The organism is Micromonospora saelicesensis, assembly GCF_900091575.1.
GTDB classification, from domain to species: domain Bacteria; phylum Actinomycetota; class Actinomycetes; order Mycobacteriales; family Micromonosporaceae; genus Micromonospora; species Micromonospora saelicesensis.
Map to the genome: position 1 here is coordinate 90,514 of NZ_FMCR01000002.1, position 15,008 is coordinate 105,521.

The following is a 15,008-nucleotide window of genomic DNA, read 5'->3' on the forward strand; positions in this document are numbered from 1 at the left end:
AGACAGAGGTTGGTGACCCGTGCACGCCCCCGACGGTGTCGGTGGGTGGGTTTACGGTGGCACGGTGTGCCGGACCCGGCGCACGGAGAGGGGGCCCGACCCTTGGTGACGTCATCCGACCTGGACCGCAGTGCCATCCTGCGCGAGTCCGCAGCCGCAGTCCGACACCTCGCCCGGATCTGCTTCAAGACCGGTCCACCCACCCACACCGGCGTCGAACTGGAATGGACCGTGCACGACGCCGCCGATCCCGCCCGCCCCGTCGACGCGACGCGGCTGCGGGCGGCGCTGGGGCGGCACAGCCCCGCCACGCTGGATGCCACCAGCCCGGCCGAGCCGCTGCGACACGGCGGCATGGTCACCCTGGAGCCGGGTGGCCAGTTGGAGATCTCCACCCCGCCCCGCCCCTCGGTCGCCGCGTTGATTCGCGCCACCGAGGCCGACATCGCCCAGGTCACCGACCTGCTGGCCGCCGCCGGGCTGGTCCTCGGCCGCAGCGGCATCGACCCCCACCGACGGCCCCGCCCGGTACTGGAAACCCCCCGTTACCGCGCGATGCGCGGAGCCTTCGACCGCCACGGCCCGGCCGGCCGAACGATGATGTACAGCACCGCCGGCCTACAGATCTGCCTCGACGCCGGCGAGCCGGACCAGGTCGCCGACCGCTGGGCCGCGGCCCACGCGGTCGGGCCCCCACTGCTCGCGGCGTTCGCCTCCGCCGCTCGACACGCCGGGCGGCGCACCGGTTGGGCCTCCGCCCGGATGGCCGCCTGGCTGGCCATCGACCCGGCCCGGACCCGCCCGGTCTGGTCGCCCTCGCGGGCCGGGGACGATCCGACCGACGCCTGGATCAGCTACGTGCTCGCCGCGCCGCTGCTCTGTCTGCGCCGGCACAGCGCCGACTGGGCCGCGCCGCCCGGGGTGACCTTCGCCGACTGGCTCGACGGCGCGCTGCCACAACCGCCCACCACCGATGACCTCGACTACCACGTCAGCACCCTCTTTCCGCCGGTGCGGCCACGCGGCTACCTGGAGCTGCGCTACCTGGACGCCCAACCCGACCGCGGCTGGCGGCTGCCGCTGGCGGTGCTGACCGCCCTGTTCGACGACCCGGGCACCGTGCGCGATGCGTACACGATCGCCACGCCGGTGGCGCACCGCTGGTCGACCGCGGCCCGGCACGGCCTGGCCGACCCGACGCTGGCCGCCGCCGCGGCGGCCCTGCTCGACCTGGCCCTGACCACACTGCCCCGACTGGAGCTGCCGGACAGCACCCACGAGGAGATCCGGCGAGGGGTACGCCAGCGGCTGGCCGCCGCAGAGAGGAGAGACCAGTGAGCGCGAGGAGTGAGCCGGTTCTGCGAGCCGCGCAATCGCGAACGGAGGACGGCTCGGTGAGCGCGAGGAGTGAGCCCGTTCTGCGAGCCTCGCAGGCGGGCCGGGTCGACGGCGAGCAGTTGCGCGACCACATCGCGGTGGAGTTGGCGCGGGCCCGCGCCCGCACCGCGTTGCTGACCGAGGTGGTCGACGACGCCGACCTGACGCGCCAGCACTCACCGCTGATGTCGCCGTTGGTCTGGGACCTTGCCCATGTCGGTAACCAGGAGGAGCTCTGGTTGGTCCGGGACGTCGGGGGCCGCGAGCCGGTCCGGTGTGACATCGACGAGTTGTACGACGCGTTCAAACAGCCGCGCCGGGACCGCCCCACGCTGCCCCTGTTGCCGCCCGCGGAGGCGCGCGCCTACCTGGCCACCGTCCGGGACAAGGTGCACGACCTGCTCGACGCGGTGACCTTCACCGAGCGGCCGTTGGTCGCCGACGGGTTCGCCTTCGGCATGATCGTGCAGCACGAGCAGCAGCACGACGAGACGATGCTCGCCACCCACCAGCTGCGCTCGGGGCCGGCGGTGCTGCACGCCCCGGCGCCGCCCGAGCCGTCGGTCCGGGTGGGCGCGGAGGTGCTGGTGCCGGCCGGCGAGTTCACCATGGGCACCGACACCGATCCGTGGGCGTTGGACAACGAACGTCCGGCGCACCGGGTCGACCTCCCGGCGTACGTCATCGACGCCGCCCCGGTGACCAACGGCCAGTACGCGGCCTTCATCGCCGACGGCGGCTACACCGAGCAGCGCTGGTGGAGCGCGGCCGGCTGGGAGCATCGGGTTCGCGAGCAGCTGAGCGCCCCGATGCACTGGCGTTCCGACGGCGACGACTGGTCGTATCGGCGCTTCGGTCAGTGGGCGCGGGTCCGCGCCGACGAGCCGGTGGTGCACGTGTGCTGGTACGAGGCACAGGCGTACGCGGCGTGGGCCGGCAAGCGGCTGCCGACCGAGGCGGAGTGGGAGAAGGCGGCCCGGTGGGATCCGACGACCGGGCGGTCGCGTCGGTACCCCTGGGGGGACGACGACCCGACCGAGGCGCACGCCAACCTCGACCAGCGCCATCTGCGGCCGGCGCCGGTGGGCGCGTATCCGGCCGGCGCGTCGCCGTTGGGTGTGCACCAGCTCATCGGTGACGTCTGGGAGTGGACCTCGACCGCGTTCGACGGGCATCCGGGGTTCGCCGCGTTCCCCTATCGCGAATACTCGGAGGTCTTCTTCGGCGGCGACCACCGGGTGCTGCGCGGTGGCTCGTTCGGCACCGACCGCTCCGCCTGCCGGGGCACCTTCCGTAACTGGGACTATCCGATTCGCCGGCAGATCTTCAGCGGTTTCCGCTGTGCCCGGGACGCGCGACCGGACGAGTCGTACCGGTGAGTTGCCGCACGACCGGCGGCCCGGCGGCGGGCCGGGGGCGCTGATGTGTCGCCACCTGGCCTACCTGGGGCCGCCGGTCACCCTGGCCGAGCTGTTGTTCGACCCTCCGCACTCGCTGGTGCGGCAGTCCTGGGCACCCCGTGACATGCGCGGCGGCGGCACGATCAACGCCGACGGGTTCGGTGTCGGCTGGTACCCGGGTGAGGGTGAGCCGGTGCGGTACCGGCGGGCGCAGCCGATCTGGAGTGACCCGACCATCGCCCAACTGGCGGCGGTGACACGCAGCGCGGCGGTGGTGGCGGCGGTGCGCTCGGCCACGGTCGGGATGGCGGTGCTCGACGGCGCGGCGGCGCCCTTCGCCGAGGGGCGATGGCTGTTCAGCCACAACGGTGTGGTCCGCGGCTGGCCGGACGCCGTGGTGCCGCTCGCCGCCGGTCTGCCGGTGCGTGACCTGCTCACGCTGGACGCCACCACCGACTCGGCGCTGCTCTGGGCGCTGGTGCGGCATCGGTTGCGCGCTGGTGCCGACCCGGTCGAGGCGGTCGGGCGGACGGTGACCGACGTCGCCGCCGCAGCCCCCGGGTCGCGGCTCAACCTGCTGCTCACCGACGGGCACCGGGTGGTGGCCAGCGTGGCGGGCCATGCGTTGTCGGTCCGCGAGACGCCGGGTTCGGTGCTGCTCGCCTCCGAGCCGCACGACGACGATCCCGGGTGGCGGTCGGTGCCGGAGGGGCACCTCGTCGTCGCCACCGCGGGTGAGGTGCGGGTACGTCCACTGCCGACCCCGGTGAGCCGCGCCGGGCAGGCACGCAACGGTTGATCGAACAGAGGAGCGAACTGATGACCGCGGAACCCCTGGAGATCTACCTCGAAGAGGGTGACCTGGAGCGTGGCCTGCGCGACGACGTCCGGGCGGGGCTGAGCGCCGGGCGGAAGTGGCTGCCGCCGAAGTGGTTCTACGACGCCCGGGGCAGCGAACTCTTCGAGGAGATCACCCGACTGCCCGAGTACTACCCGACCCGGGCCGAGCGGGCCGTGCTGGCCGCGCACGCTCCCGACATCGCGGCGCTGACCGGGGCCAAGACGCTCATCGAGTTGGGCTCCGGTTCGTCGGAGAAGACCCGGCTGCTGCTGGACGCCTTCACCCGCCGGGGTGGGCTGGGCACGTTCGTCCCCCTCGACGTGTCGGTCAGTGCGCTGCGGGGGTCCACCGCCCAGATCGCTGCCGACTATCCCCGCCTGCGGGTGCGGGGCATCGTGGGGGACTTCACCCGGCAACTGGACCGGCTGCCCACCGGCGGTCGGCGGTTGGTGGTGTTCCTCGGCGGCACGATCGGCAACCTGTTGCCTGCCGAGCGGGCCGAGTTCCTGACGGCGATGCGCGCGGCGCTGGAGGTCGGCGACTGGTTGTTGCTCGGCACGGACCTGGTGAAGGACCCGTCGGTGATCGTGCCGGCGTACGACGACGCCGCCGGGGTCACCGCCGAGTTCAACCGCAACGTGCTGCACGTGATCAATCGGGAGTTGGGCGCCGACTTCGACCCGGCCGCGTTCGAGCACGTCGCCGTGTGGGATCCCGACCACGAGTGGATCGAGATGCGGTTGCGGGCGATCCGGCCGATGAGCGTGCGGGTGCTGGGGCTGACAGTCGATTTCGCGGCGGGGGAGGAGCTGCGTACCGAGGTCTCGGCGAAGTTCCACCGGGAGGGGATCGCCGCGGAGCTGGCCACGGCCGGCTTCGCCACCGCGGAGTTCTGGACCGACCCGGACGCGCTCTTCGGCGTCACGTTGGCGCGGGCGCGGTGAGCCTGTTCACCCGGCTGGGTCGGGCCTGGCGGTGATCAGATAGGCTGATCACGCGAAGGGGAGTAGCCCCCAATGTCGTGGTCGACATACTGGTGCGTTCCGCATCCGGCCACGCGGCCCCGGTTTTCTCGGGGCGGGCGAGACCTTCGACTCAGGCTGTTGCAGCCGGGTCGAGGGCGCCCCTGTACCTCCTCCCGGCGTGAACGGGAAGGACGTCATGGAGGGATTTTTCGCCGCGCTGGTCGTCAGCTTCGGCGTCATCTTCGTCGCCGAGCTGGGGGACAAGTCCCAGCTGATGGCGCTGACCTTCGCCACGCGGTTCAAACCGATTCCGGTGCTGATCGGCATCACGGTCGCCACCGCGGTGGTGCACCTGGCGTCGGTCGCCATCGGCGCGGGTCTCGGGGCGGTGCTGCCGACCGAGTGGATCTCCCTGGTTGCCGGCGTGGCGTTCCTCGGGTTCGGTGCGTGGACGTTGCGCGGGGACAAGCTCACCGAGGAGGAGAAGCGCAAGGCGGAGAAGACCAACAAGACCGCGCTGGTGGCGGTGTCGGTGGCGTTCTTCCTCGCCGAGCTGGGCGACAAGACGATGCTCGCCACGATCACGCTCGCCACCAAGTACGGCTGGTTCGGCACCTGGCTCGGCTCCACCATCGGCATGGTGGCCGCGGACGCGCTGGCCATCCTGGTCGGCCGGATGCTCGGCCGGCGGCTGCCGGAGAAGGCCATCAAGTACGGGGCGGCGATCCTCTTCGCCATCTCCGGTCTCTGGCTGATCCTGGAAGCGGTGAACGAGCTGACCTGAGCGCCGACTAGCTGCCCGGAGGGCGGGTAACGGCCCGGGGTGGATCCGGCCGAGTTGTTGCGCCAGGGCGACCAGGTGCTGGTTGCCGTGGTGGAGGTGGCCGGCGCGCTGGTGATCTTCGTGGGCGCGGTGTGGGCGGCGGTGCGGTTCGTGGTCGAAGGGCTGCGACACCGCAGCGCCGCCCGCTTCACGCCGATCCGGCTCTCGCTGGGCCGCTTTCTGACCCTCGGCCTGGAATTCCAGCTGGCGGCCGACGTGTTGCGCACGGCGGTGTCCCCGTCGTTCACGCAGATCGGCCAACTGGCCGCCATCGCGACGATCCGAACGGCGTTGAACTACTTCCTGGGCCGCGAGATCCGGCAGGAGCAGCGTCAGGTGGCCGAGGGGGAGCGTCGACCGTGACGGGCACGCTGGTCACGGCGGTCACCGCCCTGGCGTTGGTCGCCGGGGTGCTCACCACGCTCACCACCGGGGCGCTGCGCAGCGGTGTCCGGGTGCTGCTGGACCTGCTCACCGCGGCCGGTCTGCTGCGGCTCGCCGGCGAGCCGGGTTGGAACGGCCTGGCCGGCGCGGTGGCGATCATCGCCCTGCGTCAACTGCTCGGGGCGGCGCTCAGCCACCCACCCCCATGGTCCGGCCGACAATCCCCGGCGCGCTGCGCCGAGGACGATCACCACCTACCGTTGGCCTCGACAGGTGAAACGGGAAAAGCGGGAGGATGACCACATGAGCCGGCACGACGAACCGAACGAGTACGGCTACGCCGGCGGTGCCACCGCCCCGGAGCCGCCGCCCGGCGGGAAGCCCGACGAGCAGGATCGCGTCGAGGCGGTGGCGGTGCCGGGCGACGACCTCACCGGGCCGACGGCCGATGCGCTGGTCGAGGAGACCGAGGACCTGCCGCCCGCCGACCGCCGCCGCTGAGCGCGAGCCCGCGCGGTTGTAGGGCGGCGCGGCACGGCGGCGAACCCGCGCTCGCCGCGCCGCCCCTCGGCGCCTTCGCATTCGCTGGATGGCGCCGACGCGTTCAGCGGGCGTCGGGCTGCTGGTAGACGTCGGGTACGCCGTCCCCGTCGGCGTCCACCCGCTCCCGCTCCGCCACCCTCCGGTACGCCGCGTTGCGGCGGCTGAGCACCGTGGCGGCCAACCCGGCGGAGATCACCGAGCCGAGCAGCACGGCCGCCTTGACCCGGTCGTCGGCCGTGCTGCCCACCCCGAACGCCAGGTCGCCGATGAGCAGCGAGACGGTGAAGCCGACGCCGGCCAGCAGGGCGATCCCGAGCAGGTCGGCCCAGGTGATGTCCTCGTCCAGCTCGGCGCGGGTGAACCGGGCCAGCAGGTACGTCGAGCCGAAGATGCCGATGCTCTTGCCGAACACCAGGGCGGCGACGATGGCGATCACGATCGGGTCGCTCAGCAGGGCGCCCAGGTCGGTGCCGCGCAGGGTGACCCCGGCGGCGAAGAAGGCGAAGATCGGCACCGCGAAGCCGGCCGACACGGGCCGCCAGCGGTGCTCCAGGCGGGCGGCGAGCCCACCCTCGCCCGCCTCCGCGCTGGCCGCGACCGGCTGGTCGCCGCCCGCCGGTCGGCGTGCGAGCACCGGGACCGTGAAGCCGAGCAGGACACCGGCCACCGTGGCGTGCACGCCCGAGGCGTGCATCAGTGTCCAGGCGGCGATCGCGAGGGGGATGAGCGCCCACCACCAGGTGCGGCCCCGCTGCACCAGCACCGCGAAGAGCGCGATCGGCGCCAACGCGGCGAGCAGCGGTACGGGGTGGAAGTCGGCGGTGTAGAAGATCGCGATGATGGTGATCGCGAACAGGTCGTCGACCACCGCGAGGGTGAGCAGGAATGCGCGGAGGCCCTGGGGCAGATGTGAGCTGACCACCGCGAGGACGGCGAGCGCGAATGCGATGTCGGTGGCGGTCGGAATGGCCCACCCGCGCAGGCCCTCCCCGCCTCCGCTCAGCACCACCGTCACGTAGATCACCGCCGGCACCAGCATCCCGCCGAGCGCGGCCGCGATCGGCAGCGCGGCTCGGCGCGGGTCGCGCAGGTCACCGGCGACGAACTCCCGTTTGAGCTCCAGGCCCACCACGAAGAAGAAGATGGCCAGCAGGCCGTCGGCCGCCCAGGTGGACAGATTCAGGTCGAGGTGCCAGGGCGCGCCGGGCCAGGGCACCACGTCGCCGAGCCGCGTGTACGAGTCGGACCACGGGGAGTTGGCCCAGATCAGCGCGATCACGGCACCTGACAGCAGCAGCACGCCGCCGACGGTCTCGGTACGCAGCACGTCGGCCAGGTGCCGGGCCTCCGGCCAGGACGATCGGGAGAACAGCCGAACCTTCGGCGGACGCGGGTCGGATGGCGGGGTGGAGGAGGTCAACTTCGGCTCACCTACGGGAGTCGGGACGGCAGGAATCCAGTCGCCGACCAGACTTCCCGGCACACCGCTGTCGACCCTATCCGGCGGTGCGGTCGGCGGCGACCGCTGGGCCGATCGGACGTCATCCGATCGGCCTCCGACTTTTTTCCCCGGTTGTCGCCGCAGCCGAATGGGTGTTTGTCGGGTTGGTCATGCGGGCGCACATCTCGCCGCCGGAAAATACATAACTCCGGACATAAGCCGTATGAGCCGCTTTAATGGTTTCACGAGTTTAGAGACGACCTTGGGGGTTTTCGTGAAGTTCTTTGCCGTAACCGGACCGGCACGGGGGCGCTCCTGATGGACCTGCTCCGCCAATTGCGCCACGTGCGTCGGCACTGGTGGGTCGCGCTGGTCACGGTCATGGTGGCTCTCGGCGTCTCGGCGTTCCTGACCGTACGTGCCCAACCTCGGTACGTCGCCTCGGTGACCTTCTTCGTCACCACCCCCAGTACCGGCGTCACCGACGCCTACCAGGGCGGGCTCTTCCTCCAGCAGCGCGTCAAGTCGTACGCCGACCTGCTCAGCAGCGACCGGCTGGCGCAGAGCGTGGTGGCCGAGACTCCGGTTGGCCTCACCGCCGACGAGGTGCAGCGCCGGGTGAGCACCTCCACCGAGACCGGCACCGTCCTGCTGCGGGCGTCGGTGACCGACACCGACCAGACTCGCGCGTTGCGCGTGACGGAGAGCCTCGCCAACAAGTTCGTCGAGCTCGTCCAGAAGGTCGAGACGACCCCGGAGGGCAAGACGCCCATCAAGATTGAGATGGTCAGTGGTCCGCGGGTCAGTGCCAACCCCGTCTCGCCGCAGCCGGTCCGCAACCTCACCCTCGGCGGTCTGGTCGGTCTGATCCTCGGCATCGGTCTGGCGATCCTGCGCGGCGTCGCCGACGTCCGACTGCGCGACGCGGCCGGCCTGCAACGCGCCACCGGCAGCCCGCTGCTCGGTGAGATTCCGTTCGAGGCCAACGCCCGCAGCGCCCCGCTGATCGTTGGCGACGCCGCGACCTCGGCACGCGCCGAGGCGGTGCGCAAGCTGCGGACCAACCTGCGCTTCGTGGACGTCCACGAGCCGGCCCGGGTCATCGCGGTGACCAGCGCCCTGCAGGGCGAGGGAAAGACCACCCTCTCCTGCAACCTGGCCATCGCACTGGCCGAGGCGGGCTGGCGGGTGCTGCTGGTCGACGCCGATCTGCGCCGCCCGAAGGTCGACGACTACCTGGGCCTGGACGCCGGCGTCGGCCTCACCGACGTCCTGGTGGGCGACGTGAAGGTGGGCGACGTCGTGCAGCGCTGGGGCGACAAGTCGCTGCTGGTGCTGCCCAGCGGGTCGGCTCCGCCGAACCCGAGCGAGCTGCTCGGCTCCAAGGCCATGTCGGACCTGCTGCTGGCGCTGCGCGAGTCGGCGGACATCGTGATCATCGACACCGCGCCGCTGCTCGCGGTGACCGACGGCGTGGTGGTGGCCGTGCAGGCCGACGGCGCGCTGCTGGTGACCCAGCAGGGCCGTACCTCGCGGACCCAGGTCGCCGCGGCGGCCCGGTCACTGCACTCGGTCTCGGTTCGGCTGCTCGGCTGTGTGCTGAACATGGCCAAGGTGGCCAAGGCAGAGGCGTACCAGTACGAGGCCTACCGGGTGGTGGCCTCGACGGCCGAGGCGTCGGTGCCGGCCGACCGGGCCGCGTCCGGCCGGCACAGCGCGACCGCCGACGGGGTCAACGGCATCCCCGACCACACCCAGGAACTCACCCGGCTGCCCCGATGAGCGCGGCGAGGGGTCGCAGCGACCGTTCGATCTCCTCGGCGCAGCGTCGGAAGTCGGCCGCGGTACCGCCGATCGGGTCCCGAAGGTCGTCCTCGTCCGGGGCGGCGGGTTGCAGCCGTCCCCGGGCCTGGGCGGCGGCGGCGATGGCCGCCCGCAACGGGTCGTCGGCCGAGTCGGCGGGCGGCTCGGCCGCTGCGGCCAGCCGCCCGAACTGGCGCAGCGTGAACGTCCGGTGCAGCGCCCCCGGCGCCAACGCGGTGCAGACGGAGCGTTGGCGTCGGGTCGCGGTCAGCACGAGCGTCGCGTCGACCAGATACTCGGGGCGCAACCCTCGGGTCCGGAACGTGGCCGGGTCCGCACCGCTCTCGGTCGCGACCTCCAGGGCGTACGGGTGCATGGCCAGCCCGTCGATCGCGTCGGTGCCGGCGCTGGCCACCTCGACGGGTCGGTCGGCCAGCAGCCGGCGGGCCAGGTACTCGGCCATCGGTGACCGGCACAGGTTGGCGTGGCAGACGAACAACACGCGATCAGCCATCGGTGCCCCTCTCATCGGTACGGACACAAGCGCTCGCACCGCGGGGGCGGTGCGTCGACGCCGGTGGCCGTGCGGGGAGGGGTTGTCGGCATCGTACGCGCGCCGCACGCCGGCCGGTCGTGGTGCCGCGCCGGTCGCCGGCGATCCCTGTGGGACGGGGGCGTACCGGTGAAGATCGGCATCCTGTCGTACCACTTTCCGCCCGAGCCGGCGTTCATCCCGGGGAGCCTCGCCGAGGAGCTGGCCGCGCGTGGGCACGAGGTACGGGTCCTCACCGGCTTTCCGGACTACCCCGGCGGGCACGTCTATCCCGGCTGGCGACAGCGGTGGCACCACGAGACGCACAGCCAACGGCTGAGTGTCCGACGGGTGCCCCGGTATCCCGGAGGTGCCGCCTCCGTCGCCGGCCGGATGGCCAGCTACCTCTCCTTCGCCGGCAGCGCGGGGCTGGTCGCACGCCGCTTCCTGGGTGACGTGGACGCGCTCTACGTCTTCCAACTGCCGGCGACCACGTTCGCCGCGGCCGGGGTGCTCCGGTTGCTCGGGCGGGTGCCGGCGGTGCTGCACGTGCAGGACGTCTGGACTCGCGACGGCGCGGACGAGGGGGGCGAGGGGCGCTTTGCGGCGCGGATGGGCAGCGCGATGACCCGGATCTACCGGACCGCGGCGCGAATTGCGGTCGCGGCGCCGTCGATGCGGGACCTGGTGGTCGCCGCCGGCGCCGACCCGGCCCGCGTCCGGCTGGTGCTGAACTGGACCGACGAGCGGATCTTCCACCCGGCGACACCCGGCGCGGCGGCCCGCCAACTGGTCCGTCGCGACGGTAGGTGCGTGGTGATGCACGCCGGGACCATCGGGGCGCGGCAGGGGCTGGAGACCGCGGTCCGTGCGGCCGCGGCACTGGACCGGACGATGGATCTGGTTCTGGTCGGTTCGGGCGCGGAGGAGCGGCGGGTGCGGGGGCTCGCCGCCGAGCTGGGCGCGGGGAACGTCCGTTTCCTGGAGCGGCGGTCGCCGGTCGACATGCCCGAGCTGTACGCCGCCGCCGACTACCAACTGGTCATGTTGCGCGATCTTCCGGAGCTGCGCGGCATGGTGCCCGGCAAGCTGCAGGCCGCGCTCTCCTGTGCCGCGCCGGTGATCGCGTCCGCCGGTGGGGACACGGCCGAACTGGTCGAACGGGCTCGGGCTGGGTTGTCCTGCCCGCCCGAGGACTGGGCGGCGTTGGCCGACAGGTTCTGGCTGGCCGCCACCATTCCGCCGCCGACCCGCACCGAGATGGGTCGCCGGGGGCGGGCCGCGTACCTGCGCGAGATGTCGCTGCCCGCGGGCGTGGACCAGATCGAACGGCTGTTGCACGAGGCGGCCGGACGGGTCGCACAGCCCGCCACGTAACTACGAGGAAAACTCGCTTAAAGGACGACAAACGCAATAACGGTATGAACTTCCCTGAGACATGCTAAGAACGTCAGGGAATCGACCTTCTGTCCGGTTCCGTGAACGGGAGTGTGGTGTGACGGTGAGCGAACGACCGATCCGGCGACGGAGCCGGTCCCGGCGTCGTCGGCGGGCCCGACTGCGACGGGCCCTCCTCGGTGCCCTGGTGGTCGGCTCGCTGCTGCTGGCGACCGCCGGGTGGATCGGCTTCCGCGGCTGGCAGGCGCGTACCCACCTGCTCAACGCCGCTGGCCTGGCCCGAGAGTTGAGCGCCCAGACTGTCGGTGGGGACACCGATCGCGCCCTGCGGACGCTCGCCGCCCTTCAGGAGCAGGCCGGCGCGGCCCGCGCGGCAACGGCCGACCCGAGTTGGCAGCTCGGACGACGTACGCCGATCGCCGGCGACGACCTCGACGCCGTCGCGCAGATCGCCGTCGCCATCGACGAACTGGCCCGACACGCGTTCCCGACCCTGCTTCGGGCGGACCTGACCAGCCTGGTGCCGACCGGCGGCCGGGTGGACCTCACCCGACTCGCCGCCGTCTCCACGCAGCTGACCGAGGCCCACGAGTCGGTGCAACGTACCCGCCAGAACCTGGCCGCGGTACCAGCCGACAGCCTGGTCAGCCAGATCCGGCAGGCGCTGAGCGACCTGCGCGACGAGATCGACCGGCTGGCCAGCCTCACCACGGCCGCCGACCAGGGAGCCCGCCTCCTCCCGCCGCTGCTCGGCGCGAACGGCCCACGCCGCTACCTGCTCGTCTCGCAGAACCTCGCCGAGTTGCGCGCCACCGGCGGCATGTTCGGCGCGTACGCGATGATCGAGGCGGAGAACGGCAAGGTGAAGATGGGCAAGCAGGGCAGCAGTGCCTCGCTCGGCCGGTTCACCCCGGCGGTGAAGGTGCCCGCCGAGACCCGGGCCCTCTGGACGGACCTGCCCGGCATCTATCCCGCCGACGTCAACCTGTCTCCGCACTTCCCGACCGCCGCGACGCTCTACCGCGAGATGTTCCGGCGCAAGACCGGCACCACTGTCGACGGCGTGCTCGCCGTTGATCCGGTGGTGCTGTCCTACCTGCTCAAGGCGACCGGTCCGGTGCTGGTGCCCGGGGGTGTCCCGCTCGCCAGCGAGAAGGTAGTGCAGACCCTGCTCAACGACAGCTACCAGCGCCTCGACGTCAAGCAGCAGGACGACTTCTTCGCCGCCTCGGCCGCCTCGGTGTTTGACACCTTCTTCAAGAAGAATGTCAACCCACGGGTGTTGTTGTCCGCATTTGACCGTGCTATCACCGAACGCCGGATATTGTTCTGGAGTGCCCGACCTGAGGAACAGCGGACATTCGGCGAGAGCCGGATGGCCGGGACGCTTCCGGAACAGGACACCGTGCCGACTGTCGGCGTGTTCCTCAACGACGGCAGCGGCGCGAAGCTCGGCTACTACCTGCGGCCGACGGCGAACCTGACGGTCGGCGAATGCCGGTCGGACGGCCGCCGTGAGCTTCGGCTACGGGTGACCCTGCGCTCAACGGCGCCGAAGTCCGGACTTAGCGAATCCGTGCTCGGCCTCGGCCTGGCTGGCGATCCGTACACCGCCCGCACGTTGGTGTCGATCTTCAGCCCGGCTGGCGGAGCGGTGCTGGAGGCCCGACTGGACGGGGCCGAGACAGCGCTTGGCAGCGGCACCGAACGCCGCCGTCAAGTGGCGACGGCCAGCGTCGACGTCGGCCCCGGCGCCGAAAGGGCGCTGGAGGTCACCGTGCTGACGGCCAAGACCGGCGTCGGGCAGGCCGAGCTGTGGCTGACCCCCACCGCCAGCCCCTGGACCACCCAAGTTCATTCCGCACCAAGCTGTGATCAGTAGGAGGGAACCAATCATGCGGCTATCCCGCATCATCATGGCGCTCACGGTCGGCCTGGCCGTGGTGGCCGTGCCGACGGCAGCGGGGGCGGCACAGCCGCAGCCGACGCCCAGCGCGACCACCGACCCGCCGCAACCGCCGCCGTACCCGCCGACCGCCGCGTCGCTGACCGTCAACCGGCCGACGATTTACCTCGGCGAGACGGTGGTGCTGACCGGTACCAACTTCGGCCCGAACGAGACCGTCGACATCACCGTGACGGTCACTCCGCAGGCCGCTCCGGCCGGCGGTGTGGCTCCGGCTCGCCGTAGCGACGGCACCACCGTGGCCATGGCTCCGGTCGCCTACCAGGCGAGCGCGCCCCTGCACTTCACGGCGTACACCGACGCCCAGGGTCGCTTCACCAAGACCTACAAGCCGTCGGTGACGGGTCTGCTGACCTTCACCGCCACGGGCCGGGAGTCCGGCCGTACCGCCTCCACCGAGCTGCGGGTGCTGCACAAGAAGCAGCCGCTGCCCGTCACGGGTGACAGCCTCGGCACGCCCATGAAGCTCGGTGGCGGCCTGGTCGGCGCCGGAGCGGTGATGCTGCTGCTGACCCTGGCCTGGCGTCGCCGCCAGCGCTTCGGTGGTGCGGCGCACTAATCCACACCACCGGGCTGCGCCCGGACAGCACCGAAGCTGGCGCCCGTCGGAACACTCCGACGGGCGCCAGCCTGTTCTCCAGAGTCGAGGCCCGCCAGCGCCGTCCCGGGGACCGTCGTGGGTCCGGCCATGCCCGCCGATATTCGTCGGTCCGGCCATGCCCGCCGATATCGAGGTCGACATGCCGCGGTACGACCTTCGGCGCGTCCTGTCCGTCTTGCGGCCTTCGCATGGTCGGCCCGTTCGTGATCGACTCGGGTTTCATGAAGTCGGGGTGTCCGTGCGTCCGGGATGCCCCGACTTTCCGTGAACCCGAGTCGATCACGCGGGTGAGGAGCGATTCGGCGCGGCAGGCCCGGCACCGGATGGGCGGTTTATCCGCCTCTGGACGGTTCTGGGCGGTGGCCGGGCGGACCCGTGGGCCGGAATCATGGCCGGGGCGGGGTCGTTACATACCCTGACGATCGCAGTACCACCGACCCGCCGCCCGACCCCGGGGCCTGGTCGCGCAGGTCGGAATGCCAACCTCCACCCGGTCGTTACAGTCCCCACGAACGACCGCAGGCACCGCCACGATGAGGGTGCCGGCAGGTGGGCCAACCCGGAATGACCCCGGCCCCCGGGTCGTTACACAGGGACCCGGCGCCGCGAGCCCCCCGCTCGCTAGGTCGCCGCCCGACGCCCGACACGGGCGTCACCCCCCAAACTTTTCCCCCTTGTACGTGCAGCGCCGGACGAGGTGCTCACACCCTTACCGCCGCCCCCCTTTGGCGGTCGGGGTGTTCTACCCCCGAAGGAGCTACCCCCATGAACACGATCATGCGTAAGAGCATGCTGTCTGTTGCTGGTCTCGCGTTCGCCGGTGGTGTGTTCGCCGGCCCGATCGCCGCCCACGCCAACCCGGTGGATGCCAAGCCGGTTGCGGTTGCTGTGCAGTCGGCGGCGCCGAAGCCGCAGGGCGAGCAGTCCCACATCA

Annotated in this window: 14 protein-coding genes; 12 read left to right on the forward strand and 2 right to left on the reverse strand. The window is 71.8% G+C overall.

Translation table 11 applies throughout. The features are described 5' to 3' along the window. Nucleotides 1-102: 102 nt before the first annotated feature. The 8 genes from egtA (at nucleotide 103) to GA0070561_RS08330 (ending at nucleotide 6,291) form a co-directional block, all read left to right on the forward strand. A complete protein-coding gene (egtA, locus tag GA0070561_RS08295; RefSeq protein ID WP_091397842.1) occupies nucleotides 103-1,338 on the forward strand; it encodes an ergothioneine biosynthesis glutamate--cysteine ligase EgtA in 1,236 nt (411 codons plus the stop codon). Between the two features lie 80 nt (nucleotides 1,339-1,418). Further along, complete coding sequence (egtB, locus tag GA0070561_RS08300) at nucleotides 1,419-2,756, forward strand: ergothioneine biosynthesis protein EgtB (protein WP_091400032.1); 1,338 nt, start codon at nucleotides 1,419-1,421, stop codon at nucleotides 2,754-2,756. A 43-nt stretch (nucleotides 2,757-2,799) separates the two neighbouring features. Beyond that, nucleotides 2,800-3,576, forward strand: coding sequence for an ergothioneine biosynthesis protein EgtC (egtC, locus tag GA0070561_RS08305; protein ID WP_091400034.1), 777 nt, complete (start codon nucleotides 2,800-2,802; stop codon nucleotides 3,574-3,576). A 20-nt stretch (nucleotides 3,577-3,596) separates the two neighbouring features. Further along, a complete protein-coding gene (egtD, locus tag GA0070561_RS08310; RefSeq protein WP_091397845.1) occupies nucleotides 3,597-4,562 on the forward strand; it encodes an L-histidine N(alpha)-methyltransferase in 966 nt (321 codons plus the stop codon). 217 nt (nucleotides 4,563-4,779) lie between these two features. Beyond that, nucleotides 4,780-5,367, forward strand: coding sequence for a TMEM165/GDT1 family protein (locus GA0070561_RS08315; RefSeq protein ID WP_091397848.1), 588 nt, complete (start codon nucleotides 4,780-4,782; stop codon nucleotides 5,365-5,367). Between the two features lie 39 nt (nucleotides 5,368-5,406). Next, on the forward strand, nucleotides 5,407-5,769 hold the full coding sequence (locus tag GA0070561_RS08320) for a DUF1622 domain-containing protein (RefSeq protein WP_091397850.1): 363 nt from the start codon (nucleotides 5,407-5,409) through the stop codon (nucleotides 5,767-5,769). Beyond that, nucleotides 5,766-6,089 (forward strand): hypothetical protein, encoded by a 324-nt coding sequence (locus GA0070561_RS08325; RefSeq protein WP_091397853.1) that lies wholly within the window; start codon nucleotides 5,766-5,768, stop codon nucleotides 6,087-6,089. The genes GA0070561_RS08320 and GA0070561_RS08325 overlap by 4 nt, the downstream gene beginning before the upstream one ends. A 4-nt stretch (nucleotides 6,090-6,093) precedes the next feature. Continuing rightward, nucleotides 6,094-6,291 (forward strand): hypothetical protein, encoded by a 198-nt coding sequence (locus GA0070561_RS08330; protein WP_091397856.1) that lies wholly within the window; start codon nucleotides 6,094-6,096, stop codon nucleotides 6,289-6,291. Nucleotides 6,292-6,394: 103 nt separating this feature from the next. Here the strand turns inward: GA0070561_RS08330 and nhaA are convergent, their stop codons facing one another. Continuing rightward, nucleotides 6,395-7,753, reverse strand: a complete 1,359-nt coding sequence (nhaA, locus tag GA0070561_RS08335) for a Na+/H+ antiporter NhaA (RefSeq protein WP_091397860.1) — start codon at nucleotides 7,751-7,753, stop codon at nucleotides 6,395-6,397. 339 nt (nucleotides 7,754-8,092) lie between these two features. Here nhaA and GA0070561_RS08340 point away from each other — a divergent pair, with 339 nt between their 5' ends. After that, entirely contained in the window at nucleotides 8,093-9,556 is a 1,464-nt protein-coding gene (locus GA0070561_RS08340) for a tyrosine-protein kinase domain-containing protein (protein ID WP_091397868.1), read from the forward strand. On the opposite strand, the gene GA0070561_RS08345 is transcribed toward GA0070561_RS08340, so the two are convergent. Continuing rightward, nucleotides 9,537-10,091, reverse strand: a complete 555-nt coding sequence (locus GA0070561_RS08345; RefSeq protein ID WP_091397871.1) for an arsenate reductase/protein-tyrosine-phosphatase family protein — start codon at nucleotides 10,089-10,091, stop codon at nucleotides 9,537-9,539. The two genes, GA0070561_RS08340 and GA0070561_RS08345, sit on opposite strands and share 20 nt — an antisense overlap. A 168-nt stretch (nucleotides 10,092-10,259) precedes the next feature. Here GA0070561_RS08345 and GA0070561_RS08350 point away from each other — a divergent pair, with 168 nt between their 5' ends. The 3 genes from GA0070561_RS08350 (at nucleotide 10,260) to GA0070561_RS08360 (ending at nucleotide 14,032) form a co-directional block, all read left to right on the forward strand. After that, nucleotides 10,260-11,486 carry a glycosyltransferase family 4 protein gene (locus GA0070561_RS08350; protein ID WP_091397877.1) on the forward strand — a complete coding sequence of 409 codons (1,227 nt, stop codon included), beginning with the start codon at nucleotides 10,260-10,262 and terminating at the stop codon, nucleotides 11,484-11,486. Nucleotides 11,487-11,610: 124 nt separating this feature from the next. After that, nucleotides 11,611-13,389 carry a DUF4012 domain-containing protein gene (locus GA0070561_RS08355; RefSeq protein WP_244166119.1) on the forward strand — a complete coding sequence of 593 codons (1,779 nt, stop codon included), beginning with the start codon at nucleotides 11,611-11,613 and terminating at the stop codon, nucleotides 13,387-13,389. A gap of 13 nt (nucleotides 13,390-13,402) precedes the next feature. After that, on the forward strand, nucleotides 13,403-14,032 hold the full coding sequence (locus GA0070561_RS08360) for a hypothetical protein (protein WP_091397884.1): 630 nt from the start codon (nucleotides 13,403-13,405) through the stop codon (nucleotides 14,030-14,032). The last annotated feature ends 976 nt before the right edge of the window (nucleotides 14,033-15,008 follow it).